General features: G+C 32.6%; 18 protein-coding genes. 17 read left to right on the forward strand and 1 reads right to left on the reverse strand.

Going from position 1 to position 25,867, the window contains the following annotated elements:
- Window positions 1–13: 13 nt before the first annotated feature.
- From N524_RS0105895 to N524_RS0105930, 7 genes are all read left to right on the forward strand, one after another.
- Window positions 14–631 carry an NAD(P)-binding protein gene (locus tag N524_RS0105895; protein ID WP_029055927.1) on the forward strand — a complete coding sequence of 206 codons (618 nt, stop codon included), beginning with the start codon at window positions 14–16 and terminating at the stop codon, window positions 629–631.
- 250 nt (window positions 632–881) lie between these two features.
- Window positions 882–2,099, forward strand: a complete 1,218-nt coding sequence (locus N524_RS0105900) for an ArgE/DapE family deacylase (RefSeq protein WP_029055928.1) — start codon at window positions 882–884, stop codon at window positions 2,097–2,099.
- 355 nt (window positions 2,100–2,454) lie between these two features.
- On the forward strand, window positions 2,455–3,246 hold the full coding sequence (locus N524_RS0105905) for a CHAP domain-containing protein (protein WP_017636659.1): 792 nt from the start codon (window positions 2,455–2,457) through the stop codon (window positions 3,244–3,246).
- A gap of 283 nt (window positions 3,247–3,529) precedes the next feature.
- Window positions 3,530–5,380: an anaerobic ribonucleoside-triphosphate reductase gene (gene nrdD, locus N524_RS0105910; RefSeq protein WP_029055929.1), complete on the forward strand. Its 1,851-nt coding sequence runs from the start codon at window positions 3,530–3,532 to the stop codon at window positions 5,378–5,380.
- Complete coding sequence (gene nrdG / locus N524_RS0105915) at window positions 5,377–5,940, forward strand: anaerobic ribonucleoside-triphosphate reductase activating protein (protein WP_029055930.1); 564 nt, start codon at window positions 5,377–5,379, stop codon at window positions 5,938–5,940. The genes nrdD and nrdG overlap by 4 nt, the downstream gene beginning before the upstream one ends.
- A gap of 736 nt (window positions 5,941–6,676) precedes the next feature.
- Window positions 6,677–7,969 carry an anaerobic C4-dicarboxylate transporter family protein gene (locus N524_RS0105925; protein WP_029055932.1) on the forward strand — a complete coding sequence of 431 codons (1,293 nt, stop codon included), beginning with the start codon at window positions 6,677–6,679 and terminating at the stop codon, window positions 7,967–7,969.
- Between the two features lie 350 nt (window positions 7,970–8,319).
- Window positions 8,320–9,942: a BCCT family transporter gene (locus tag N524_RS0105930; protein ID WP_017636654.1), complete on the forward strand. Its 1,623-nt coding sequence runs from the start codon at window positions 8,320–8,322 to the stop codon at window positions 9,940–9,942.
- Window positions 9,943–10,343: 401 nt separating this feature from the next.
- On the opposite strand, the gene cudC is transcribed toward N524_RS0105930, so the two are convergent.
- Window positions 10,344–10,901 carry a choline uptake/conversion transcriptional regulator CudC gene (cudC, locus tag N524_RS0105935; protein ID WP_029055933.1) on the reverse strand — a complete coding sequence of 186 codons (558 nt, stop codon included), beginning with the start codon at window positions 10,899–10,901 and terminating at the stop codon, window positions 10,344–10,346.
- A gap of 383 nt (window positions 10,902–11,284) precedes the next feature.
- Between cudC and betB the strand changes: the two genes are divergently transcribed.
- The 10 genes from betB (at window position 11,285) to N524_RS0105985 (ending at window position 25,841) form a co-directional block, all read left to right on the forward strand.
- The gene (gene betB / locus N524_RS0105940) at window positions 11,285–12,775 is read left to right on the forward strand and encodes a betaine-aldehyde dehydrogenase (protein WP_029055934.1); all 1,491 of its coding nucleotides are present in this window, start codon (window positions 11,285–11,287) and stop codon (window positions 12,773–12,775) included.
- Window positions 12,776–12,919: 144 nt separating this feature from the next.
- Complete coding sequence (betA, locus tag N524_RS0105945; protein WP_017636651.1) at window positions 12,920–14,629, forward strand: choline dehydrogenase; 1,710 nt, start codon at window positions 12,920–12,922, stop codon at window positions 14,627–14,629.
- A 156-nt stretch (window positions 14,630–14,785) separates the two neighbouring features.
- Window positions 14,786–15,961, forward strand: a complete 1,176-nt coding sequence (locus N524_RS0105950) for an amidohydrolase (protein ID WP_029055935.1) — start codon at window positions 14,786–14,788, stop codon at window positions 15,959–15,961.
- A gap of 388 nt (window positions 15,962–16,349) precedes the next feature.
- Window positions 16,350–16,559 carry a YozE family protein gene (locus tag N524_RS0105955; RefSeq protein ID WP_017636649.1) on the forward strand — a complete coding sequence of 70 codons (210 nt, stop codon included), beginning with the start codon at window positions 16,350–16,352 and terminating at the stop codon, window positions 16,557–16,559.
- Between the two features lie 31 nt (window positions 16,560–16,590).
- A complete protein-coding gene (locus N524_RS0105960) occupies window positions 16,591–17,064 on the forward strand; it encodes an antibiotic biosynthesis monooxygenase family protein (RefSeq protein WP_017636648.1) in 474 nt (157 codons plus the stop codon).
- 173 nt (window positions 17,065–17,237) lie between these two features.
- A complete protein-coding gene (gene mbcS, locus N524_RS0105965; RefSeq protein ID WP_029055936.1) occupies window positions 17,238–18,827 on the forward strand; it encodes an acyl-CoA synthetase MbcS in 1,590 nt (529 codons plus the stop codon).
- A gap of 240 nt (window positions 18,828–19,067) precedes the next feature.
- On the forward strand, window positions 19,068–21,698 hold the full coding sequence (gene ppdK, locus N524_RS0105970; RefSeq protein WP_029055937.1) for a pyruvate, phosphate dikinase: 2,631 nt from the start codon (window positions 19,068–19,070) through the stop codon (window positions 21,696–21,698).
- A gap of 1 nt (window position 21,699) precedes the next feature.
- Window positions 21,700–22,524, forward strand: a complete 825-nt coding sequence (locus N524_RS0105975; protein ID WP_029055938.1) for a pyruvate, water dikinase regulatory protein — start codon at window positions 21,700–21,702, stop codon at window positions 22,522–22,524.
- Between the two features lie 256 nt (window positions 22,525–22,780).
- Window positions 22,781–24,274, forward strand: a complete 1,494-nt coding sequence (gene lqo / locus N524_RS0105980; protein WP_017636644.1) for an L-lactate dehydrogenase (quinone) — start codon at window positions 22,781–22,783, stop codon at window positions 24,272–24,274.
- A 127-nt stretch (window positions 24,275–24,401) separates the two neighbouring features.
- Window positions 24,402–25,841 (forward strand): 6-phospho-beta-glucosidase, encoded by a 1,440-nt coding sequence (locus N524_RS0105985; protein ID WP_029055939.1) that lies wholly within the window; start codon window positions 24,402–24,404, stop codon window positions 25,839–25,841.
- The last annotated feature ends 26 nt before the right edge of the window (window positions 25,842–25,867 follow it).

Genomic DNA, 25,867 nt, shown 5'->3' on the forward strand with positions numbered 1-25,867 from the left:
ATGGGGATTACGCATGCAAATGCCAATAATGATTGATTTAACAAATATGAATGTAGTTGTTATTGGAGGCGGAAAAATTGCCACTCGTCGCGTAAGTTTGCTCCTTGAATATACATCACAAATTCATGTAGTCAGTCCGCATATTACAGATATATTGGAACAACTAGTACGACAGCAACAGATTACGTGGGAAGAAAAATCTTTTGAAGCATCAGATGTAAACAATGCCGACCTAGTGATTGCCGCTACAAATCAAGCGCATGTTAACGATGAAATTAAAAATCATATATCCCCTCACACACTATTTAATCATGTTGGTAATGCCCAACAAGGTAATATAACGTTTCCTAATCAACTTAGAAGAGGAAGATTAACTATCAGTGTCTCCACAGAAGGTGCAAGTCCCAAATTAGGAAAACAAATTATTCAAGATTTATCTGAAACATATGACAAATCTTATGAGAATTATATTGATTTCTTATATGAGGCAAGACAATTAATTAAAATGAAAGTAGTAAATCCGTCTAAGAAACAGCAACTACTTAAAGATATTTTGTCTGAAAAGTATTTTAATCAAGCGGAACAACAATCATTTATAAGTTGGCTTGAATCTATGAATTTATATAGATAGGGGACGTCTTGAAGTATTTATAAGAGTTTTAATAATACATTTAACTATGTCTATAAACAGTAAAAAATTCGTTATTTAATTAATAGAGGGTACGATGAAGAAAGTTGATATTTCATCGTATCCTCTTCGTTTTTCCAAAAAAATCTTTATACAATGAAAAACATATTTAAAATAGTGTTTATTTATTGGTTGTAAGTGAAATATTTAATGTAAAGTGAATAATTACATGAAATACAATGGGGATGATGACATGAGTGTATTTTCAGAAGAAGATAAAATAAAAATTTTAGCTGATATTGTAGAAATAAATACTGAAAATGATAATGAGCTTGAGGTTTGTAATTATTTTAAAGTATTATTGAACAAATATGATATTGATTCGAAAATAATAAAAGTTGACAATCGTCGTGCTAATTTAGTTGCTGAAATAGGTGAAGGAAAGCCTAAAATTGCTATATCAGGACACATGGATGTAGTTGACGCAGGAGATTATAATGAATGGAAATATGATCCTTTTAAATTAACTGAAGAAGATGACAAGTTGTATGGACGTGGAACAACAGATATGAAAGGTGGATTAGCAGCATTAATTATAGCCATGATTGAGATTAAGGAATCGGGTCGTTTACAAAAAGGGACAATTAGATTAATGGCTACTGCTGCAGAAGAAAAAGAAATGTCAGGTGCTCAATTATTTAAAGAACAAGGATATGTTAATGATTTAGATGGAATGATCATTGCTGAACCATCAGATGGTTTCGCTTTTTACGCAACAAAGGGATCTATGGGATTAAAAGTAACATCTAAAGGCGTACCGGCACATTCATCTTTACCATCATTAGGGCACAACGCAATCAATTCATTAATTGCATTCATACAAAGGATTAAAGAAAAATATGTTGAAATCAAAAAGAACGAAAAAGAACATTCGCTTGATGTTCATCCTTATATTGATGAATGTATTAGAGAGCAAGGTCATTATAATGATGGTGACCTAAAGGAAGATGTGGCAGCAGGCCTAGTAATTGTAAACTCAATTATTAGAGGAGGCGAGCAATTCAATACAGTGCCAGAATCTGCCTACGCAGAATTTAATATAAGAACAGTGCCAGAATATGATAATGTTGCTATTGAAAAGTTATTTAAAGATACTGTAAAAGAAATAGACAGTGAAAGATTATCTGTAGAAGTCACTGTTAATCATCCTACAGTTTATACGCATAAAGATAATCGTTTAATAAACACATTTTTAGAATATAATCACGACTTCAAAGTATCAGGTATGGTTGGTGCAACAGATGCAGCAGAATTACTAGGGGATAAAGATGAAGATTTTGATTTAGCTATTATTGGACCAGGACATATAACGTTGGCACATCAAACAGACGAATATGTTTATAAATCTAGATATTTAGATTATATAGATATGTATCAACAAGTTATATTGAATTATTTGAATCAACATTAATAGATTATCAAATACTAAGATAATAGTAGAAATAAAGCTATTATCTTAGTATTTTTATGTCTGTAATTGTCAGATAAATTACATAAACAGTAATAAATAATATAAATATAATTAAATAATAGCCTAGGCAATGAATTGAAAGCCATTACAACGATATCCAACAATTTTACAAAAAATGTTGGATTATTATGATTCATTTACAAAACATTAACATTGACCACAAACCCTTGTATGTCTGTTAGAGTGTGACTTGTCGTTATTTAACGAGTAAAAAACTTTTATTAATTGAAAATTGAAGGTAGCCACGAGATAAAGAGAATAAATAGTTATATCAATCTTTAGGAGGATATTTAAAATGAAAAAAATCGCTACAGCTACAATCGCAACAGCAGGTTTCGCAACTTTTGGTTTAATGCAACATGATGCAGATGCAGCAGAAAACAATAATAATGGATATAATCCTAATGATCCTTATTCATATGAATACACATACACAATAGACCAACAAGGTAATTACAATTACGATTGGAAAGGTAATTGGAGCCCTAACCAACAGAACCAACAAAATCAACAACAAGCTCAACAACCACAACAAGGTAATTACTATAGTTATTCATATGGTAACCAAGGAACTCAAAGCTACAATTCAAATAACGCTACAACAAATAATAATCAATCTACACAATCTTATACAGCAAATAATTCAAATAACCAAGGTGGCGGATTAGGTGCTGATTATTCAACATCAGATAAAAATATTAAAGTAACTACACAAAATGCGCCATCATCAAATAATTCAACTGCATTTTCAGGTCAATCAAGCTCTGGTTCAAATGCATACACAGCTGGTCAATGTACTTATTATGTATATGACAAAGTTGGCGGAAAAATTAGTTCTAACTGGGGCAACGCTAGCAACTGGGCAAACGCTGCTGCACAAGATGGTTACAATGTAAGTAATTCACCTAAACAAGGTGCAATCATGCAAACATCACAAGGTGCATATGGTCACGTTGCTTATGTTGAAAATGTAAATTCTGATGGTTCAATTAAAGTTTCAGAAATGAACTATAATGGTGGACCAGGTAACGTATCAACTCGTACAATTTCAGCTAGCCAAGCTGGTTCATACAACTATATTTCATAATATAGATTGAGTTTATTAAGACAAACTTACCATGAGGTGGGTTTGTCTTTTTTTTATTAAAAAAAATAAGTTATTTATGCTGATTAAAATAATAGTATTGATAAGTAGCGCACTCATTGTTATCAATTGGATTGCCATCAATAATGTAAGTATTATTTTATAGTTGTTCATTAATTAGTAAAAACTTTATGACAGTTTGGTTAAGTGTCGAGTTATTCATTGAATAACTATATATAGTGGATTAAGTTTAAATTAAACACTATATATAGAAAAGAGTGAAAAGATGAATCAACTAGAACAATCATTAACTGGACTTATAGAAAAAGACCCAACTATTGTAAATGAAAATGCTAATAAAGATAGTAATACATTTTCCACAATGAGAGATTTAACAGCAGGAATTGTTTCTAAATCATATGCTTTAAATTACTTATTACCTAAACATATAGCGCAAGCACATGAAAGTGGTGATATTCATTTTCATGATTTAGATTATCATCCATTTCAACCTTTAACGAATTGTTGTCTTATAGATGCAGAAAGTATGTTAAAAAATGGCTTTGAAATCGGTAATGCTAATGTAACTTCTCCTAAATCCATTCAAACAGCGTCAGCACAACTTGTACAAATTATTGCTAATGTTTCTAGTAGTCAATACGGTGGTTGTACAGTTGATCGTGTAGACGAATTACTTAGTAAATACGCAGAAAGTAATGAACGGCATCATAGTGAAATGGCTCATAATTATGTGAAAGAAGACCAGATTCAAAAGTATATAGACGAACAAGTTACAAAAGATATTAACGATGCTATAGAAAGTTTGGAATATGAAATTAATACTTTATATACATCAAATGGCCAAACACCTTTTGTGACTTTAGGTTTTGGATTAGGAACTGATCGATTAAGTCGAAAAATACAGCAAGCTATTTTGAATACAAGAATTAAAGGACTAGGTAAAGATAGGGTAACAGCTATTTTCCCAAAATTAGTATTTTCGATTAAAGATGGTGTGAATTTGAAGCAAAATGATCCTAACTATGATATTAAGCAACTCGCATTGGAATGTTCAACGAAACGTATGTATCCAGATATTTTAAATTACGATAAAATTGTTGAGTTATTAGGTGATTTTAAGGCACCAATGGGATGTCGATCATTTTTACCAAGTTGGCGCAATGACAAAGGAGAATTTGAAAATAATGGTCGTTGTAATTTAGGTGTTGTGACATTAAATTTACCTAGAATAGCTTTAGAATCAGAAGGGGATATGACGACGTTTTGGAAACTATTTTACGACAAAATGACATTAATGCATGATGCATTAGTATATAGAATTGAACGACTAAAAAGTGCTACAGTCAATAATGCTCCTATTCTGTATAGAAGTGGTGCATTTAAATACAAACTTAACGATGATGACCAAGTCGATACTTTATTCAAAAATAAAAGAGCTACCATTTCTATGGGTTACATTGGGTTATATGAAACTGCAACAGTTTTTTATGGACCTGAATGGGAGGATAATCAAGAAGCTAAAGCATTTACGCTAGAAATATTAAAGGAAATGAAACGTCTTCAAGAACAATGGACCAATCAATATGATATTTGGTTCAGTATTTATAGTACACCGAGTGAATCTTTGACAGATCGCTTCTGTCGATTAGATAAAGAACGGTTCGGTGACATTCCAGATATCACAGATAAAGGTTATTACCAAAATTCATTTCATTATGATGTAAGAAAAGATATTACACCATTTGAAAAAATTGATTTTGAAAAGGATTATCCATATTATGCGAGCGGTGGCTTTATACATTATTGCGAATACCCAAAATTGAATCATAATATTAAGGCATTAGAGACAGTATGGGATTACGCTTATGAAAGAGTAGGGTACCTAGGAACCAATATTCCTATTGACCATTGTTATGAATGTGGCTTTGATGGAGATTTTGAGTCTACTAAGAAAGGTTATAAATGTCCACAATGCGGCAATGATAACCCAGAAACAGTAGATGTAGTTAAACGTACATGTGGCTATTTAGGTAATCCAGTACAACGTCCTGTCATTGAAGGTAGACATAAAGAAATGTGCGCCCGTGTTAAACATATGAAGGAATCTAAAGCATGAAATCTTATTTGAAAATTGAAAATGGGCGTGGATATATCGCTAAAATAGAGACGCATAGTTTTGTAGATGGAGAAGGCGTACGTTGTAGTGTCTACGTTTCTGGTTGTCCATTTCAATGTCTTAATTGTTATAACGAAGCTGCACAAAATTTTAGATATGGAGAACCTTTTACAGATGATATATTAGAAGAAATTATCACATATTGTGAACCTAATTTTATAAGTGGCATAAGTATTTTAGGTGGAGAACCATTTTGTAATTTAGACGTAACCTTGAAGTTAGTACAAACGTTTCGACAACATTTTGGACAGCAAAAGTCTATATGGGTATGGACTGGGTTTCAATATGAATATTTAGCGCAAAATAAAGGTAAACGTCATCAATTATTAGAATATGTAGACGTTTTAGTGGATGGAATGTTTATAACACAATTGTATCGTCCTAACTTACCTTATAAAGGATCATTAAATCAAAGAGTCATTGATGTGCCACTTTCTTTAAAGAACCATCATGTAGTTGAATATATTTATAGCGGTCCATCAACATTTGAGTATGTATAATCATGTGATGAATTAAAATAGTTGAATAGGGAAATATAATAGTAAGTCAATGATAGAGAAGGTGAGACATTATGTGGTTACTAAATGGTAAATGGATTATCGCCATCGGTCTTATCGCAGGTTCAATCATCGAAGAAACTATTTATAAAAAGCGACGTCAAGCGAAGAAACAGAATAAATGAATAAGTGAAATGAGACATACCTGAGACATAAAACCTAAAATAATAACACTAAGATGATTTATTTTAATCATTTTAGTGCTTTCTTTATATCCAATACTTCGTATTTTATGGCTTCGCTATGCCCAACTTGCTTTGCTTGTAGAAACTGATTTAATCAGTTTCTCTGTGTATGGTCCCTTCCTAGGGTACAGTTTCAGCCAGAAATACTACACAGATAAATCTGTGAGAATTTCTAAGGTCTTCAACTAGTACTGTTCCCTCAGGAGGCTCGCCATAAATACTACGTATTTATATGTCATGTTATATTAAAAAACTTTTTCACTTGTCCAAAAATTTTATGTCCTAGACACTAAAATTATGTATTTTCTCAATTGTTACTAATTTTTGACTGTATTAAAACCATTGATACAACAGTTCTGATAGATATTTTATACATACAAAAACATGATTTTGATTTTATAATCAAATATGAAAATATATACTTATCACATATTAAAGTGATAAAATATTAATGTTCCAAAATTTAACTTCAATAAAGATTAGGGGTTCATGAATTGCTACTATTTATAATAGAAATCATCATTATGATTTTAGCAGTGCTACTCGGTTTAAGAACAGCTGGCGCGCTTGGCTGTGGAATCTTTGCCATCGTAGCCCAACTTATTATGATCTTCGGGTTTCAATTGCCACCAGGTTCAGCACCAGTAACTGCAGTATTGATTATACTTTCAATAGGTATAGCAGGAGGTACGTTACAAGCTACTGGAGGTATTGATTATCTAGTATATATTGCATCAAAAGTTATCGAAAGATTTCCTAAATCAATCATTTTTATCGCACCTATGATTGTATTTATCTTTGTTTTTGGTATAGGTACTGCAAATATTGCTTTATCATTAGAACCAATTATTGCAAAGACCGCTCAAAAAGCCCATATACAGCCTAAAAAGGCTTTAACTGCATCAGTTTTGACAGCTAATTTAGCACTTTTATGTAGTCCAGCTGCATCAGCTACAGCATACATCATTTCTGTATTAGCAGGTTATGAAATTTCAATGGGTAAATATTTAAGTATCGTATTACCTACTGCTATATTGAGTATGCTTTTATTAAGTGTATTTTGTACGTTTGTCGGTAAAAAAGAACCAATACCATCACATAAGTTAGTTGAGTTACCTGAAGAAACGTTGCAAAGTCAATTTTCTAAAAAGGTTAAATTTGGCGTGCTAGCATTCTTATTGTGTGTATTGTGTATTTTAACATTCGGCATTTTTCCAAATTTGATGCCATCATTTAATGTGAACGGTAAAACCGTTAATGTTGAAATGACTGATATTGTTCAATGCTTTATGTATTTAAGTGCAGCAACAAACTTATTACTAGCCAAAATTAACACTTCTGACATTTTAACTTCTCATATTACACAGTCAGCATTTGGTGCTTTATTTGCTGTATTAGGACCAGGTTGGTTAGGTGCAACTATATTTAATGCACCGAATAACTTGAAAATATTAAAACAAGATATTGGTGCAACAATTAGTAATACACCCTGGTTAGTTATTATTTTAGTTTCAGTTGTTGCGATGATTGTTATTTCTCAAACTGCGACTGCATCTATAATGGTACCTATCGTTATGAGTTTAGGTATTCCGCCTATTTATTTTGTCGCAATGATCCAAACACTTAATGTTAACTTTGTAATTCCTGCACAACCAACATTATTGTTTGCAGTTGAATTAGATGAGACAGGTAGAACAAGACCAACTAGTTTCATCATTCCAGGATTCTTTGTCATTGTCGTATCTATCATCATTGGTTTTGCATTAAAATTCTTATTAGGTTATTAACAAATATATAAATAAAGCAACTATCTTTCATCATTCGTATGAAAGATAGTTTTTTTATTTGAAATAAATAAATATTCTTTTATTTCGTATAAAAATTCAATATTAAACTAAAGTAAAGTTTGTTCAATACGTTAAATCTAAACTTAACACTGTTGTCACGACAATTAATAGTGATGAATTATATGACGGAAATTATATAAATATTCAATTTGACTGTTGTTATTGTTTGTATGTAATTTGCATTATTATTAAATGTTCGTTATTGTCAATTTTGTGAATCGAATAATTTTGAGCGTGTAACTTTTAGAACATCAAGATTCATAAATCATTTAGTATTAGGGGGATCACGATTGAAAAAGGAAAAAGTTATGGACTGGACGACCTTTATAGGTGTAGTCGTAGTATTACTTATAGCTGTTATACCTATGATGGTTTTCCCGAAAGCAAGTGAAACAATTATTACAGATATCAATAGTGCTATTTCAAATTCCATTGGTTCTGTTTATTTGTTTTTAGGTTTAGTTATATTTTGTTTCGTATTATACATAGCATTTGGCAAGTACGGTAATGTTACCTTAGGTAAAGCAACTGATAAACCAGAATTTAATACTTTCACTTGGGCAGCAATGTTATTCTGTGCAGGAATAGGTTCAGATATTTTATATTGGGGTGTCATTGAATGGGCATTCTATTATCAAGTGCCACCAAACGGCGCTAAAGGTATGTCTGATGAGGCTCTCCAATACGCAACCCAATATGGCATGTTCCATTGGGGACCAATAGCGTGGGCAATTTATGTGCTACCAGCATTACCAATTGGTTATTTAGTATTTGTAAAAAAACAACCAATTTATAAAATTAGCCAAGCATGCCGTCCAATTTTAAAAGGCCAAACTGACAAATTTGTCGGTAAAGTAGTTGATATCCTATTTATCTTTGGATTATTAGGCGGCGCGGCAACATCCTTAGCATTAGGTGTGCCTATGATTTCAGCAGGTATTGAAAGACTTACAGGACTTGATGGTCATAACATGATTATGCGTTCAATCATTCTCTTGACGATTACTGTTGTCTTTGCAGTTAGCTCTTATACTGGACTGAAAAAAGGTATTCAAAAATTAAGTGACGTCAACGTTTGGTTATCGTTCCTACTATTAGCATTTGTATTCATCGTAGGACCAACAATATTTATTATGGAAACAACAGTTACTGGATTAGGGAATATGATTAATGACTTTTTCCATATGGCAACTTGGGTTGAACCATTTGGAGGAATAGGGCACCGTAAAGAGTCTCATTTCCCACAAGATTGGACTATTTTCTATTGGTCATGGTGGTTAGTTTATGCACCATTTATAGGGTTATTTATTGCTCGAATTTCAAAAGGTAGAACATTAAAAGAAGTAGTACTAGGTACAATGTTATATGGTACCTTAGGTTGTGTTCTATTCTTCGGTATTTTTGGTAATTATGCTGTTTATTTACAAATTTCAGGACAATTTAACGTAGTAGATTTTTTAAATCATCACAGTACAGAGTCGACAATTATTGAAGTGATGCATCAACTACCATTCCCATCGCTGATTATTGTTCTATTCCTAGTATCAGCATTCTTATTCTTAGCAACAACATTTGATTCAGGATCATATATTTTAGCTGCTGCATCTCAGAAAAAAGTAATCGGCGAACCATTAAGAGCCAATCGTTTATTTTGGGCATTTGCATTATGTCTATTACCATTCTCATTAATGTTAGTAGGCGGGGAGCGAGCATTAGAAGTTCTAAAAACAGCTTCCATATTAGCCAGTGTACCGCTGATAGTTATATTTATATTTATGATGATTTCATTCTTGATTACTCTAGGTAACGATCGTATCAAGTTACAAACGCGTGCTGAAAAACATAAAGAAATAGAAAGACGCTCATTGAGGATTGTTCAAGTTAGAGAAGAAGAACAAGACGATAATTTATAGAATAAGAAAATGGGAGCGGGACAGAAATATAAAGCACTACTCCTAATTTTATTAGGTTAGTAGTACTTACACATTAGCTTTAGCTAAGGTGTACATTAATGGAACACATGAGTTGAACTCATGCGTAAGAAATACTAATTTCTAAAGAAAAAGTATTTCTTTATCGTTGTCCCACCCCGGCAAGGTTGACTAGAGTTGAAAAATAAAGTGTCACTACTATTTTAATAGTTTAGTGATACTTACACATTAGCTTTAGCTAAGGTGTTCCACTAAGGATTACATGAGTTAACACTCATGCATAAGTAATTCTAATTTCTAAAGAAAAAGAATTACTTTATCAGTCAACTACTGCCTATATATAATTGTAGCCTGAGACATTGATTTATGTCCCAGGCTGATTTTTATTTATCATCATTATGTTCTGGAATAGGGAAGTATTTAAATATTTCACCGGTTTCTAAGGCTTCGCTAAGCTGAGCTAACCACTCGTAATAAACCTTTGAATGGTCGAGTTGTGCTTTGACTTTATTAATGTCTTGACGTTCTTCATCAGTTAAATCGTTGTTATCCAGTAGCGGTTTTAGAAGTGTTTCCGCATCTTTAACAGCTTCCATATTAGTGTCAATTTCTCTTTCCCATTTTTTAGTGAAGAAATTACGAAAGAAAGTGAAGAAATCTTTTTCAGCGATAAAGTGTTGCTTTCTACTACCTCTTGTAAATTGTTGTTTGACGATATCATATTCTTGTAATTTTTTAACCCCTGCACTCATGCTAGGTTTACTCATTTGTAGTTGTTGTCGCATTACATCAAGTGTCATACTTCCTTCAAACACCATGATACCGTAAAGGTTACCGACACTACGATTAATTCCATATAAATCCATAGTTTCTCCAATGGAATTAATGACCAAGTCTTTGGCTTGCTCGACTTGAGATGAGTAGTTATTCGATTGTGTCATGACTGTACCTCCAATAATAATTATTTTATTTTACCACGTATCACAACAAATTTAACATGATTTCATTTTTTATATGCCAACATTTTATATATTTTATTTTAAAGAGATGAAAAACGACTATATATTATCATTATTTATTGATGAATATATGAAAAGAAGTTCTTTACCATTTCTTTGTTTCTCACCAATTCGAATCTGCTGAGATTAAAAAGGAACACCTTAGCTAAAGCTAATGCGTAAGTATCACTAACCTATTAAGAATAGGAGTGATACTTTATTCTCCAGACCTTTTTGATAAATTGACATATTTTCAATTTCTATGCTAACATAATTCTGTAAAATTCGTTAAATAAAAATTTAACAAACTTAACGGAGGTCATTTGATGGAACTTGTAAAGGACTTGTCTAATCGCCAATATATTGATGGTGAATGGGTAGACAGCTCAAATAAAAATACGAGAGAGATTATTAATCCATATAATCAAGAAGTTATTTTTACAGTAGCTGAAGGTACAAAAGAAGATGTAGAACGAGCAATTTTAGCTGCAAGAAGATCATTTGAAGATGGCGAGTTATCTTCAGAAACAGGTGAAGTCAGAGGTCAAAAAGTCAGAGCGATTGCAGATAAAATTAAAGAACATCGTGACGAATTAGCTAAATTAGAAACATTAGATACTGGTAAAACATTGGAAGAGTCATACGCAGATATGGATGACATCCATAATGTATTTATGTATTTTGCTGGTTTAGCAGATAAAGATGGCGGAGAAATCATCAATACGCCAATTCCAAATTCAGAAAGTAAAGTTGTTAAAGAACCAGTAGGCGTAGTGACTCAAATCACACCATGGAATTATCCTTTATTACAAGCATCTTGGAAAATCGCACCGGCCTTAGCAACAGGTTGTTCATTAGTAATGAAACCAAGTGAAATTACGCCTTTAACAACAATTCGTGTCTTTGAACTAATGGAAGAAGTAGGATTTCCTAAAGGTACAATTAACTTAGTATTAGGTTCAGGTGCTGAAATTGGTGACGTCATGTCAGGTCACGAAGAAGTAGATTTAGTGTCATTTACAGGTGGCATTAAAACAGGTAAACATATCATGAAACAGGCTGCAGACCACGTAACTAATGTAGCTTTAGAACTTGGTGGTAAGAACCCTAATGTTATTTTTGATGATGCTGACTTTGAATTAGCAGTAGACCAAGCATTAAATGGTGGTTACTTCCACGCTGGTCAAGTATGCTCAGCGGGTTCTAGAATTTTAGTTCACAACGATATCAAAGAAAAATTTGAAAAAGCACTTATAGATCGCGTTAGTAAAATTAAATTAGGTAATGGCTTTGATGATGATACTGAAATGGGACCAGTTATTTCTCAAGAACATAGAGATAAAATTGAAAATTATATGCAAATTGCAAAAGATGAAGGTGCAACAATTGCTATAGGTGGCAAACGTCCTGAAAGAAAAGATTTACAAGATGGATTATTCTTCGAGCCTACGGTAATTACAGATTGCGATACATCTATGCGTATAGTGCAAGAAGAAGTATTTGGACCAGTTGTTACTGTTGAAGGATTTGCAGATGAAGCAGAAGCAATTCGTTTAGCTAACGATTCAATATATGGATTAGCAGGCGCTGTATTTAGTAAAGATATTGGTAAAGCACAACGTGTAGCTAATAAATTGAAATTAGGTACAGTTTGGATTAACGATTTCCATCCTTACTTTGCACAAGCACCATGGGGTGGATATAAACAATCAGGTATTGGTAGAGAACTTGGTAAAGAAGGCCTAGAAGAGTATTTATCTACTAAACATATCTTAACTAATACAAACCCAGAACCAGTTAACTTCTTTAGTAAATAAAACATAACAATTATTCAGAGGTTTGAATGATGCGCTATTACTTAATAGGTCATTCGGCCTCTTACATATGTAAGAACGATTCAAGATAACTATGAAAGAGATGAATATAAAAACTAAAAAAATTAATTTCGGAGGTTATTTGTGATGAGTAGAAAACATGATTCATATGATTATATTATCATTGGCGGAGGTAGTGCAGGTTCAGTTTTAGGTGCACGACTAAGTGAAGATAAAGATAAAAATGTATTAGTATTAGAAGCGGGACGCAGTGACTATTTCTGGGATTTATTTATTCAAATGCCAGCAGCATTAATGTTCCCTTCAGGAAATCCTTTATATGATTGGATTTATCAAACTGAAGAAGAACCGCACATGGGACGTAAAGTTGACCATGCACGAGGTAAAGTGTTAGGTGGTTCAAGTTCAATTAACGGAATGATCTTCCAAAGAGGTAACCCAATGGATTATGAAGGTTGGGCAGAACCAGAAGGTATGGAAACTTGGGATTTCGCACATTGCTTACCATACTTTAAAAAGTTAGAAACAGCATATGGATCAGCGCCTTATGATAAATACAGAGGTCATGATGGACCAATTAAATTAAAACGAGGTCCTGCAACGAATCCATTATTCAAATCATTCTTTGATGCTGGGGTTGAAGCAGGATATCATAAAACACCAGACGTAAACGGATTCCGACAAGAAGGTTTCGGACCATTTGATAGCCAAGTTCATCACGGACGCCGTATGTCTGCATCAAGAGCATATTTACGACCTGCAATGAGACGTAAAAATTTAGATGTAGAAACAAGAGCATTCGTAACAAAAATTAACTTTGATGGTAGAAGAGCTACAGGTGTGACTTATAAGAAAAACGGCAAAGAAAGAACAATCAATGCCAAAGAAGTTATTTTATCAGGTGGCGCATTTAATACACCACAATTGCTACAATTATCTGGAATTGGTGATTCAGAATTCTTAAAATCTAAAGGTATTGAACCTAGAGTTCATTTACCTGGCGTTGGAGAGAACTTCGAAGACCATTTAGAAGTGTATATCCAACATGAATGTAAAGAACCGGTATCTTTACAACCTAGTTTAGATGTAAAACGTATGCCATTTATTGGATTGCAATGGATTTTTGCTCGAAAAGGTGCAGCAGCTTCTAACCACTTTGAAGGTGGAGGATTTGTACGTTCAAATAACGAAGTAGACTATCCTAACTTAATGTTCCACTTCTTGCCAATCGCAGTTCGCTATGATGGTCAAAAAGCACCAGTAGCGCACGGTTATCAAGTACACGTTGGACCTATGTACTCTAATTCACGCGGTAGCTTAAAAATTAAATCTAAAGATCCATTTGAAAAGCCAAGTATAGTATTTAATTATCTTTCAACTAAAGAAGACGAACGTGAATGGGTAGAAGCTATTCGAGTTGCAAGAAATATCTTATCTCAAAAAGCGATGGATCCATTTAATGCAGGAGAAATTTCACCTGGACCTTCTGTACAAACAGATGAAGAAATTTTAGATTGGGTGCGTAAAGACGGAGAAACTGCATTACATCCATCATGTAGTGCTAAAATGGGACCAGCATCAGATCCAATGGCAGTTGTTGATCCACTTACTATGAAAGTACATGGTATGGAAAATTTACGTGTCGTAGATGCTTCTGCTATGCCTAGAACAACTAACGGTAATATCCATGCACCAGTACTTATGTTAGCTGAAAAAGCTGCAGATATTATTCGAGGTAGAAAACCTTTAGAACCTCAATATGTAGATTATTATAAACATGGTGTACATGATGAAATGGCAGGCGCTAAAGAAAACGATCCATTTTATAAGCACTAATTAATTATATGATTTCAATCACTTCAATATGACAATGCTCATATTGGAGTGATTTTTTTCTAAATTTATGTCATTTTTAGTCAATAAAAGTGTGACACAACAATAAACGGGAATAACATATTATAATGTAGATGTATAGATAAAGGAGAGGATTTTATGAGTAATACTTTAGTTGAAAAATTACGCGAAAAAGAAGATCGAATGATAGAAATTAGAAGACATCTTCACCAACACCCAGAATTATCCTTCCATGAAGAAGAAACACCAAAATATATTGCTGACTTTTATAAAGATAAAGATTGTAAATTGGAAACAAATGTGGGACCAAATGGTGTCAAAGTAACTATCGATAGTGGTAAACCTGGCAAAACATTAGCAATTCGTGCAGATTTTGATGCCCTACCTATTAAAGAAGAAACAGGATTATCATTTGCATCTAAAAATGATGGTGTTATGCATGCGTGTGGACATGATGCACATACAGCTTACATGCTTATTTTAGCCGAAACATTAATTGAAATGAAAGATCAATTTAGCGGTAAAGTAATTGTCATTCATCAACCAGCTGAAGAAATGCCTCCAGGTGGCGCGCAAGGTATGATTAAAGATGGTGTGCTTGATGGTGTTGACCATGTATTAGGTGTTCACGTTATGAGTACGATGGAAGCTGGGAAAATTTTTTACAAACCAGAATTTGTACAAACAGGTCGTGCTTACTTTAGATTAACAGTTCATGGTAGAGGCGGTCACGGTTCATCACCTCACATGGCAAATGACGCAATTGTGGCAGGATCTAACTTTGTAACAACTGCACAAACAGTTGTATCTAGACGTTTAAGTCCATTTGAAACTGGTGTCGTTACAATTGGTTCTTTCGATGGTAAAGGTCAATTCAATGTGATTAAAGACACTATCGAAATTGAAGGTGACGTGCGTGCGCTTACCGATGATACAAGAGATACAATTCAAAAAGAATTAACACATCTTGTTGAAGGATTAGAAGCTTCATTTGGCGTAAAATGTGATTTCGAATTTAACAAAGATTACCCTGCATTATATAACAATCCAGAATTCACATCTTATGTAGCTGAAACAATTAAAAATGCAGAAGGAACAGACATTCAAGGTGTTGAAGAATGTGAAGCACAACCACCTTCTGAAGACTTTGCATTTTATGCAGTAGAACTACCAAGTACATTTATTTATTCAGGAGCAGCACCAGAAGATGGCGAAGTATATCCACACCATCACCCTAAATTTAATATTAGTGAATCATCTATGTTAGTTGCTGCTGAAGCAGTAGGTACTGTTGTATTAGACTATTTAAATTAAGATAGATGACTATAAATTACAGATTAAAATATGTAAATTAAAATAATAAGTATGCCCGTCAGTCTAACAGCACTCTTATGTGCTATGTTGCTATTAGTACTGGCGGGCTACTCATACATATGACTATTGCGCTTATAAGTTTTAATATTTTAACTTATCAAACCCATGTTTAAACTTATATTTAACGTTGTTTAAATCATTAAGCAAACTGATGAACGAGACATCAATAACTAATGTATTAAAGAGAAATTTATGATATAAAAACGAACTAATTAATTTCGTCATTATTTTGCAAATAGAAAAATATATTAGACTATTTAATTTTGATTGGTGTTTTATTTACTAATTCGTGATATCATTAATATATTAAGTAAGAAGAGGTGATTTAGTGACGTTTTATGAGTTTATACAAGGATTTACTGGAGACCAAACACCTCTAGGAGAACTAGCCGCTTGGGTTGATAAAGATGTACAATTTCCAAAAGAAGAAAAATTAGCGAAGAATATTTTAAATTATTTTAAACAAATAACAAATTTAGATGATGAAATACTAGAAATAGTTAAAAGATCACTTTCAATATATGAACAAAATATTTAAACGTAAAATGAATTAGAATGAAGGAACTAATATGTTACTAAATGATTATTATAAAACGTATAAAATGAATGAATCTAATGATGAATTTATGATTGAGAAAAATAATGATGCACAATATTATGATATTTTAGAATCAATTAATCAATTATCAAATGATACATTTTGTGTGCTCAATCATTTATTTGTAAATGAAGATAAAGAAGACCAATTTGAAGATAAATTCTTATCACGTCAAAAACACCTTCAAGATGTACCAGGGTTTAAAGCATTGCGCTTCCTTAAACCTCGAACAAATCATAGACATTATATTATTGTTACATTATGGGAATCGAGACAAGCGTTTTATGACTGGCAAAATTCATCAGAATACGCACAAACACATCGTAAACGAGGTACTAAACAAGGCGTTGATAATCAAATTGTGAATCGTGATTTGTCATATAACATTAGAATAGAATTAGAAGATTTGAAAAAACAAATGCTAGATTATGAAGATATATTTTAAATCATAGAAGGGCGGACAGAAATCATTTTATGTAAATGCTATTTCGGATCCGTCCTTTTTTTATTATAAAAGATCATTTTAGTTTAGTAGATAGATACTAAAGAGTAAAATATATCAATGAGATTATACATTTGATAATATAATAGTGAATGTTAAGGAAAGGGAGTAATATAATGGAAAAAACTGATTTACTAGCACCAGAAAAATACAATATTACATCTGCAATCGAACAATATGCTTCAGACGCATCTAAAAAAGCAATCATTTATCGTGATTCAGAACATGATCATATAGAAGTGACTTATCAGGAATTAATAAAAAATGCTAATAAAGTAGGTAATATATTTAAAAAGCATGGTTTGAAATATGGTGACAAAGTTTTAATTATGATGCCAAGAGCTATTGCTACCTATGAATTATACATTGCAGCTTTAAAATTAGGTATTGCCATTATTCCAAGTTCTGAAATGTTACGTACAAAAGACTTACAATATCGTGTAAGTCATGGAGAAATTGATGCGGTTATTTCATTTGGAAAATTTATTAAGGAATTTGAAGGATTAAAAGAATATCAAAGCCTTACTAAATTTATCGTTGGTGATACACACGAAGATTGGATTTCGATTGAGGAAGAAAAAGCAAATGTTAGTGATGAACTTGAAGCAGCAGACACATCTCGTGAAGATGTTGCTATATTATCTTATACATCAGGCACTACAGGAAACCCAAAAGCAGTTACTCATTCACATGGTTGGGGTTATGCCCACCTACAAATGGCACCTAAACATTGGTTATGTATTAAAGAAGATGATTTAGTTTGGGCAACTGCTGCACCTGGATGGCAAAAATGGGTATGGAGTCCTTTCTTATCAACTTTAGGTTCTGGAGCAACAGCATTTGTTTATAATGGTCGTTTTAAACCAGAAACATATCTAGAATTATTACAAGATTATCAAATTAACGTCCTATGCTGTACACCTACAGAGTATCGTATGATGGCTAAACTACAAAATCTTGATGAATATAATTTAGAACATTTGCATAGTGCAGTTTCTGCAGGTGAACCATTAAATAGAGAAGTTGTAGAACAGTTTAAAAAATATTTTGATATTATTGTTAGAGATGGATATGGTCAAACAGAAAGTACATTATTAATTGGATTCCTGAAAGATACAGCACCTCGACCTGGAGCAATGGGTAAATCTATACCAGGAAGTTATACAACAATTATTGATGACGATGGTAATGAAGTAGAAGCCAATGTTAAAGGTAATATTGCAGTCCCATTAGACTTACCTGCACTGTTTAAAGGTTACTATAAAGAACCAGAACGAACTGCTTCAGCAAGATTAGGCGATTACTATGTTACTGGAGATTTAGCACACCAAGATGAAGATGGTTATTTCTGGTTTGAAGGTCGTAAAGATGACATTATCATTAGCTCTGGCTATACGATTGGACCATTTGAAGTTGAAGATGCTTTAACAAATCATCCAGCTGTCAAAGAATGTGCTGTCGTTGCAAGCCCTCATGAATTGAGAGGTAATATTGTAAAAGCATTTATTATTCTTCAAAATGGATATGAAGGAACTGAAGAATTAATTAAAGAACTTCAAACATTTACGAAAAATGAAGTTGCACCATACAAGTATCCTCGTTCTATTGAATTTGTAGAAGATTTACCTAAAACTAATTCAGGTAAAATTAGACGTGTAGAATTAAGAGATGCAGAAATTGAAAAATATAATCAACAACATGAATAAATAAGTATATTAGACACCGCTTTAATTAAAGTGGTGTCTTTTTTAATAGATATTAGTATGACACATTTAACCAAAATAATATTAATATTTAAACAGTTCTAATTTAAGAATGTTTTATAACCAAATTATGACAATATTATTAACTAATAGAAAACGTTTACATATAAATCTTGTCTTTTTTAGCTTAATATGACATACTCTAAAATGATTAGTATGACATATTAAGAGAGGTGCTTATTTATGGAAAAATTAATTTATGCATTTGATGAAGGTAATAAGACTATGAAAGATTTACTTGGAGGTAAAGGTGCGAATTTATCTGAAATGAAACGGTTAGGATTACCAGTTCCAGATGGTTTTACTATTACAACTGCAGCATGTATTGACTATTTGAAACAAGGTGGACAGTTATCTGATAATGTGACATCACAATTACAAGAACATTTAAACGCATTTTCAAATCGAACAGGTAAGTCATTTTCATCTCAAGAAGACTTATTACTTGTATCAGTGCGTAGTGGTGCAAAAATATCGATGCCTGGGATGATGGATACGATTTTAAATTTAGGATTAAATGACGAAAACGTTGAAAAACTTGCAAATAAAACTAATGACGCCAGATTTGCATATGATTGTTATCGTCGTTTACTACAAATGTTTGGGGACGTTGTATACGGCGTACCAATGAATCGATTTGATACATATTTTGATAACTATAAGAAGAAACATCAATTTGAGTCAGATGCAGATATTACTGCCGATGGATTAAAACATATATGTGAAAAGTATAAAGATATTTATATGGAGTATGGTAGTAAACCATTTCCTCAAGATCCTTATAAGCAATTAAAAGAAGCAATTGAAGCAGTATTTAAATCTTGGGACAATGATCGTGCACGTGTCTATAGAGATTTGAATGATATTCCTCATGACATAGGTACAGCTGTAAATATACAGGAAATGGTGTTTGGTAATAGTGGAGAACAAAGCGGTACTGGTGTGGCGTTTACTAGGAATCCAGTTACTGGAGAAAATAAATTGTTCGGTGAGTACTTATTAAACGCACAAGGTGAAGATGTAGTGGCAGGTATACGTACGCCACAAGATATTAATACATTAAAAGACCAAATGCCTGATGTACATAAAAATTTTGTCGAAGTAACAAAGCAATTAGAAACACATTATAAAGACTTACAAGATATTGAATTTACTATTGAAAATGGACAACTATACTTACTTCAAACACGTAATGGTAAACGTACAGCACGAGCAGCAATAAAAGTTGCAGTTGATTTAGTTAATGAAGGTCTTATATCTAAAGAAGAAGCTGTAACTCAAGTAGATGTTAAATCAATTGAAACACTTTTACATCCAAACTTTAAAGAAGAATCATTAAAGCAGGCAACTGTAATTTCTAAAATGGGACTTCCAGCCAGTCCAGGGGCTGCTACTGGTCAACTCGTATTTTCTGCGGAGGAAGCTAAAGAACAAGCAGAAAGTGGTAATAAGGTGATTTTAATGAGACCTGAAACATCTCCAGAGGATATAGAAGGAATGGTAGCTAGTGAAGCTATAGTAACAACTCATGGTGGAATGACATCTCATGCAGCAGTCGTTGCAAGAGGTATGGGAAAATGTTGTGTTACTGGATGTTCTGATGTAGAGATAGATACAGTGAATAAAACTGTAAATTATCCTAATGGAGATGTTTTACGTGAAGGAGATATTGTATCCGTAGATGGTAGTGCAGGTGATTTATATCTAGGGGAAATTGAAACAGTAAGTGCAGAACATAGTGATGAATTTGAACAGTTTATGCAGTGGTCTGAAGAAACGGCTAGATTACAAGTACGCATGAATGCTGAAACTCCTCAAGATATTAAATCTGGGTATGAATTTAATGCTAAAGGTATTGGTTTAGTAAGAACAGAGCACATGTTCTTTGGAGCTGAACGACTAGTAGAAATGCGAAGATTTATTTTAGCGTCAAATTATGAAGAACGTGTTGAAGCATTAAACAAAATTAAAACATATCAAATAGAAGATTTTGAATCTATTTTTAAATTATCGGATGGTCGTCCAACAATTGTACGTTTACTCGATCCACCATTACATGAATTTTTACCAGCTTCAGAGGAGGATGTTCAAATTGTAGCCAAACAATTAGATGTCTCAACTGATTACTTAAAAAGAAGAATCAATGATTTGAATGAAGTCAATCCAATGTTAGGTCATAGAGGATGTCGTTTGGCAGTCACTTATCCTGAATTATATGAGATGCAAGTAGAAGCAATTATGAGTAGTGTATTTAACCTTCAACAACAAGAAATAGAATCCCAACCTGAGATTATGATTCCACTAGTTTCTACAGTAGAGGAATTTACGACACTAAAAAAACAATTAATTACAACAATCAATGATTTAGAGAATGAAACGAATAGCAAAGTACCATATTTAATTGGCACAATGATTGAAACACCAAGAGCATGCCTGATTGCTGGCCAATTAGCACAACATTGTGATTTCTTTAGCTTTGGAACTAACGATTTAACACAATTGACATATGGTTTCTCAAGAGATGATGCAGGTAAATTTATAAACGTGTATACTGAAAATAACATATTACAGCTTGATCCATTCCAAACATTAGATAATGATGGTGTAGGTCAATTGATTAACTTAGCCGTAACAAATGCTAAACAAGTCAATCCGTCTATTAAAATTGGAGTTTGTGGAGAATTAGGTGGCGATGCTAAATCAATTCATCGTTTTAATCAGTTATCTATTGATTATGTTTCATGTTCTCCATTCCGCGTGCCTGGGGCAATCTTAGCTACAGCTCAGAGTCAAGCTGAAGAAAGTGAGAGATAAGGTGAAAGAACATAATGAACAAGAATTAACGATTTATATTGTTTCTGATTCAATAGGGGAAACAGCTCAGCGAATGATTCATGCAACGCTAACTCAATTTCCAGATTTAACACAAATAGAAATTAAGAAATTTCCTTATATTAAAGATGAGATGGAGTTTCTTAACGTATTAGAATTGGCACGTGAAAAAAATGCCATTGTTGTTACAACATTAGTTAATGAATCATTTAATGCATTAGGACATCAATACGCGAACGAACATCAATTATCATATATAGACTATATGTCAGAATTAATTACGATGATTGAAAAACATACGACATATACGCCTTTAATGGAAAGTGGCGCGTTACGTAAGATGAATACAGAATACTTTAATAGAATAGAAGCTATAGAGTATTCTGTGAAGTACGATGACGGTAAACATTTTACTGATATTGGAGAAGCGGACGCATTAATTGTCGGTGTTTCCAGAACGTCTAAAACACCGTTAAGTATGTATTTAGCTAATAAAGGTTACAAAATTGCTAATATACCATTAGTACCTGAAGTTACAATTCCTGAAAGTGTATTTCAACATAAAAATTTAAAAGTATTTGGATTAACAGCAAGCCCTAATTATATTGCCAATATTAGAAAAAATCGTGCAGAAGCTTTAGGTATTTCTAAAACATCAACTTACAATAGTTTAGAAAGAATTAAGAAGGAACTGTCCTACGCTGAAGAAATATTTAATAAATTAAATGCTATTGTGATTAATACAGAATACAAATCGATAGAAGAATCGGCATTTTATATCGAAAGGTTTTTACAACAGAAAGACTAAAAGTTAAAACTATTATGAAATGAAGTAAAGTAATATATAGATTTGCATGCTTTTGTGAATAAAATATAATCATAAACAAAACCAATTTCTATTATTATAAAGAATAATAATTTACTTTTCCGATAGCTTGATTTAACATAATAATAGAAGACTAGTTTGCGAGATGGATTGTTAGAAAAATTGTATTGAGCTTTGATTGAAAATACAGTTTTAGTGGACTGGTGTAAGTATTTATTATATTGGAGAGGTGAACAAAATGGCAAAGTCTGACAAAAAAGACGTAATTTTAATTGGTGCCGGTGTACTTAGTACAACATTCGGTTCAATGCTAAAAGAAATTGCGCCAGACTGGAATATTCATTTATATGAACGTTTAGACCGTCCTGGTATTGAAAGTTCTAATGAACGTAACAATGCTGGTACAGGTCACGCCGCACTTTGTGAATTGAACTATACTGTTCAACAACCTGATGGTTCAATTGATATTGAAAAAGCAAAAGAAATCAACGAACAATTTGAGATTTCTAAACAATTTTGGGGTCATTTAGTTAAAACTGGAAACATTGAAGATCCACGTGCATTCATTAACCCATTACCTCATATTAGCTTTGTAAGAGGTAAAAATAACGTTAAGTTCTTAAAAGACCGTTATGAAAAAATGAAAGCTTTCCCAATGTTCGATAATATCGAATACACAGAAGATATTGATGTAATGAGAAAGTGGATTCCATTAATGATGAAAGGCCGTCAAGATGATGGTAGCTACATGGCAGCAAGTAAAATTAATGAAGGTACAGATGTTAACTACGGTGAATTAACTCGTAAAATGGCTCAACACCTTCAAGAAACTGACAATGTAGATGTTCATTATAATCATGAAATCATTGATTTTGAACGTTTATCTAATGGTAAATGGTCAGTTAAAATTAAAAACCGTAACACTGGTGAAGTTTTTGAACAAGAAACTGACTATGTATTTATTGGTGCCGGTGGCGGAGCAATTCCACTATTACAAAAAACTGGTATCCCTGAAAGTAAACATTTAGGTGGGTTCCCAATTAGTGGACAATTTATCGCTTGTACAAATCCAGAAGTGATTAAACAACACGATGCCAAAGTTTATGGTAAAGAACCACCAGGCACACCACCAATGACTGTACCTCACTTAGATACACGTTATATTGATGGTGAAAGAACATTGTTATTTGGACCATTTGCGAATGTAGGTCCTAAATTCCTTAAAAACGGTTCAAACTTAGATTTATTCAAATCAGTTAAACCATACAATATTACAACATTATTAGCATCTGCTGTTAAAAACTTACCATTAATTAAATATTCATTCGACCAAGTGATTATGACTAAAGAAGGTTGTATGAACCACTTACGTACGTTCTATCCAGAAGCACGTGATGAAGATTGGCAAGTTTATACAGCAGGTAAACGTGTTCAAGTAATCAAAGATACTAAAGAACACGGTAAAGGTTATATCCAATTTGGTACAGAAGTAGTAAACTCTGAAGATCACTCAGTAATTGCATTATTAGGTGAATCACCAGGGGCATCAACTTCAGTATCAGTAGCATTAGAAGTACTTGAAAAGAACTTCGCTGAATATGCTGATGAATGGAAACCATTAATCAAAAAAATGATTCCTTCATACGGTGAATCATTAATTGAAGATGAACAATTAATGAGAAAAATCCGTAAACAAACTTCAAAAGATCTAAAATTAGGTTATTACGAATAGTAATAGATAGAATAACTCAACCAAAGTTGAACGAACACTTTGGTTGAGTTTTTTGTTTATTTTATCGAAAATTTGAAAAATAAATTGTTATAATAAAACCAATAAATAGAGAAATGAGGTTTTATAAATGTCTAAATTACCAAAAGATTTTCTATGGGGTGGCGCGTTAGCAGCCAACCAATTTGAAGGTGGATATGATCAAGGTGGAAAAGGTCTTAGTGTTATTGATGTCATGACAGCTGGTGAACATGGTAAAGCACGTGAAATTACACAAGATGTTGATCCTAATAAATATTATCCAAATCATGAAGGTATCGATTTTTATCATCGTTATAAAGAAGATGTGAAATTATTTAGTGAAATGGGATTGAAATGTCTTCGTACTTCTATTGCGTGGACAAGAATATTCCCTAATGGCGATGAAGTAGAACCAAATGAAGAAGGTTTGAAATTCTATGATGATTTATTTGATGAATTACTAAAATACGATATTCAACCAATTATTACATTATCTCATTTTGAAATGCCACTTCATTTAGCTAGAGAATATGGTGGTTTTAAAAATAGAAAAGTAGCAGATTTCTTTGCTCATTTTGCAGAAACTGTATTTAAACGTTATAAAAATAAAGTTAAATATTGGATGACTTTTAATGAAATTAATAACCAAATGGATTTAAATAATCCAATTTTCCTATGGACGAATTCTCGAGTATTACTTTCAGAAGATGATAATAAAGAAGAAGTGCTATATCAAGTTGCACATAATGAACTTATTGCTAGCGCTAAAGCTGTTAAAATTGGTAAAGAAATTAACCCTGATTTTGAAATTGGTGCTATGATTTCTCATGTTCCAATTTATCCATATAGTTGCAACCCTAAAGATATGATGGAAGCAGAAATTGCTGGTAGATTAAGATTCTTCTTCCCAGATGTTCAAGTAAGAGGTTATTACCCAGGTTATGCTACAAAAATGTTCGAACGTGAGAATATGGATATTGGTTGGGTAGAAGGTGATGATCAAATTTTACGTGAAGGTACTGTAGATTATATTGGATTTAGCTATTATATGTCTACTGTTGTTAAATCTGATAGTGACACAAGTGTTGAAGATAATATCGTTAATGGAGGACTACCTAATTCAGTTGAAAATCCTTACATTCAAACAAGTGATTGGGGTTGGGCAATTGATCCAGTTGGACTTAGATTTACATTAAATGTATTATACAATCGTTATCAAATTCCATTATTCATTGTAGAAAACGGTTTTGGTGCTGTGGATGAGTTTGATGAAAATGGAGAAATACATGATGATTATCGAATCAATTATTTAAAAGAACATATTCAAGCCTCAATTGAAGCGGTTGATCAAGATGGCGTAGATTTAATGGGTTATACACCTTGGGGGATTATTGATATCATTTCATTTACAACAGGAGAAATGAAAAAACGTTATGGTTTAATACATGTTGATCGAGATAATGAAGGTAATGGTACACTTGATCGTACTAAGAAAGATTCATTTGATTGGTACAAACACGTGATTGAAACCAATGGTGAGGATTTATAGAAATATAATAACAAACTAAAGGAGAC

Source organism: Staphylococcus sp. URHA0057 (genome assembly GCF_000620265.1).
GTDB lineage: Bacteria > Bacillota > Bacilli > Staphylococcales > Staphylococcaceae > Staphylococcus > Staphylococcus pasteuri.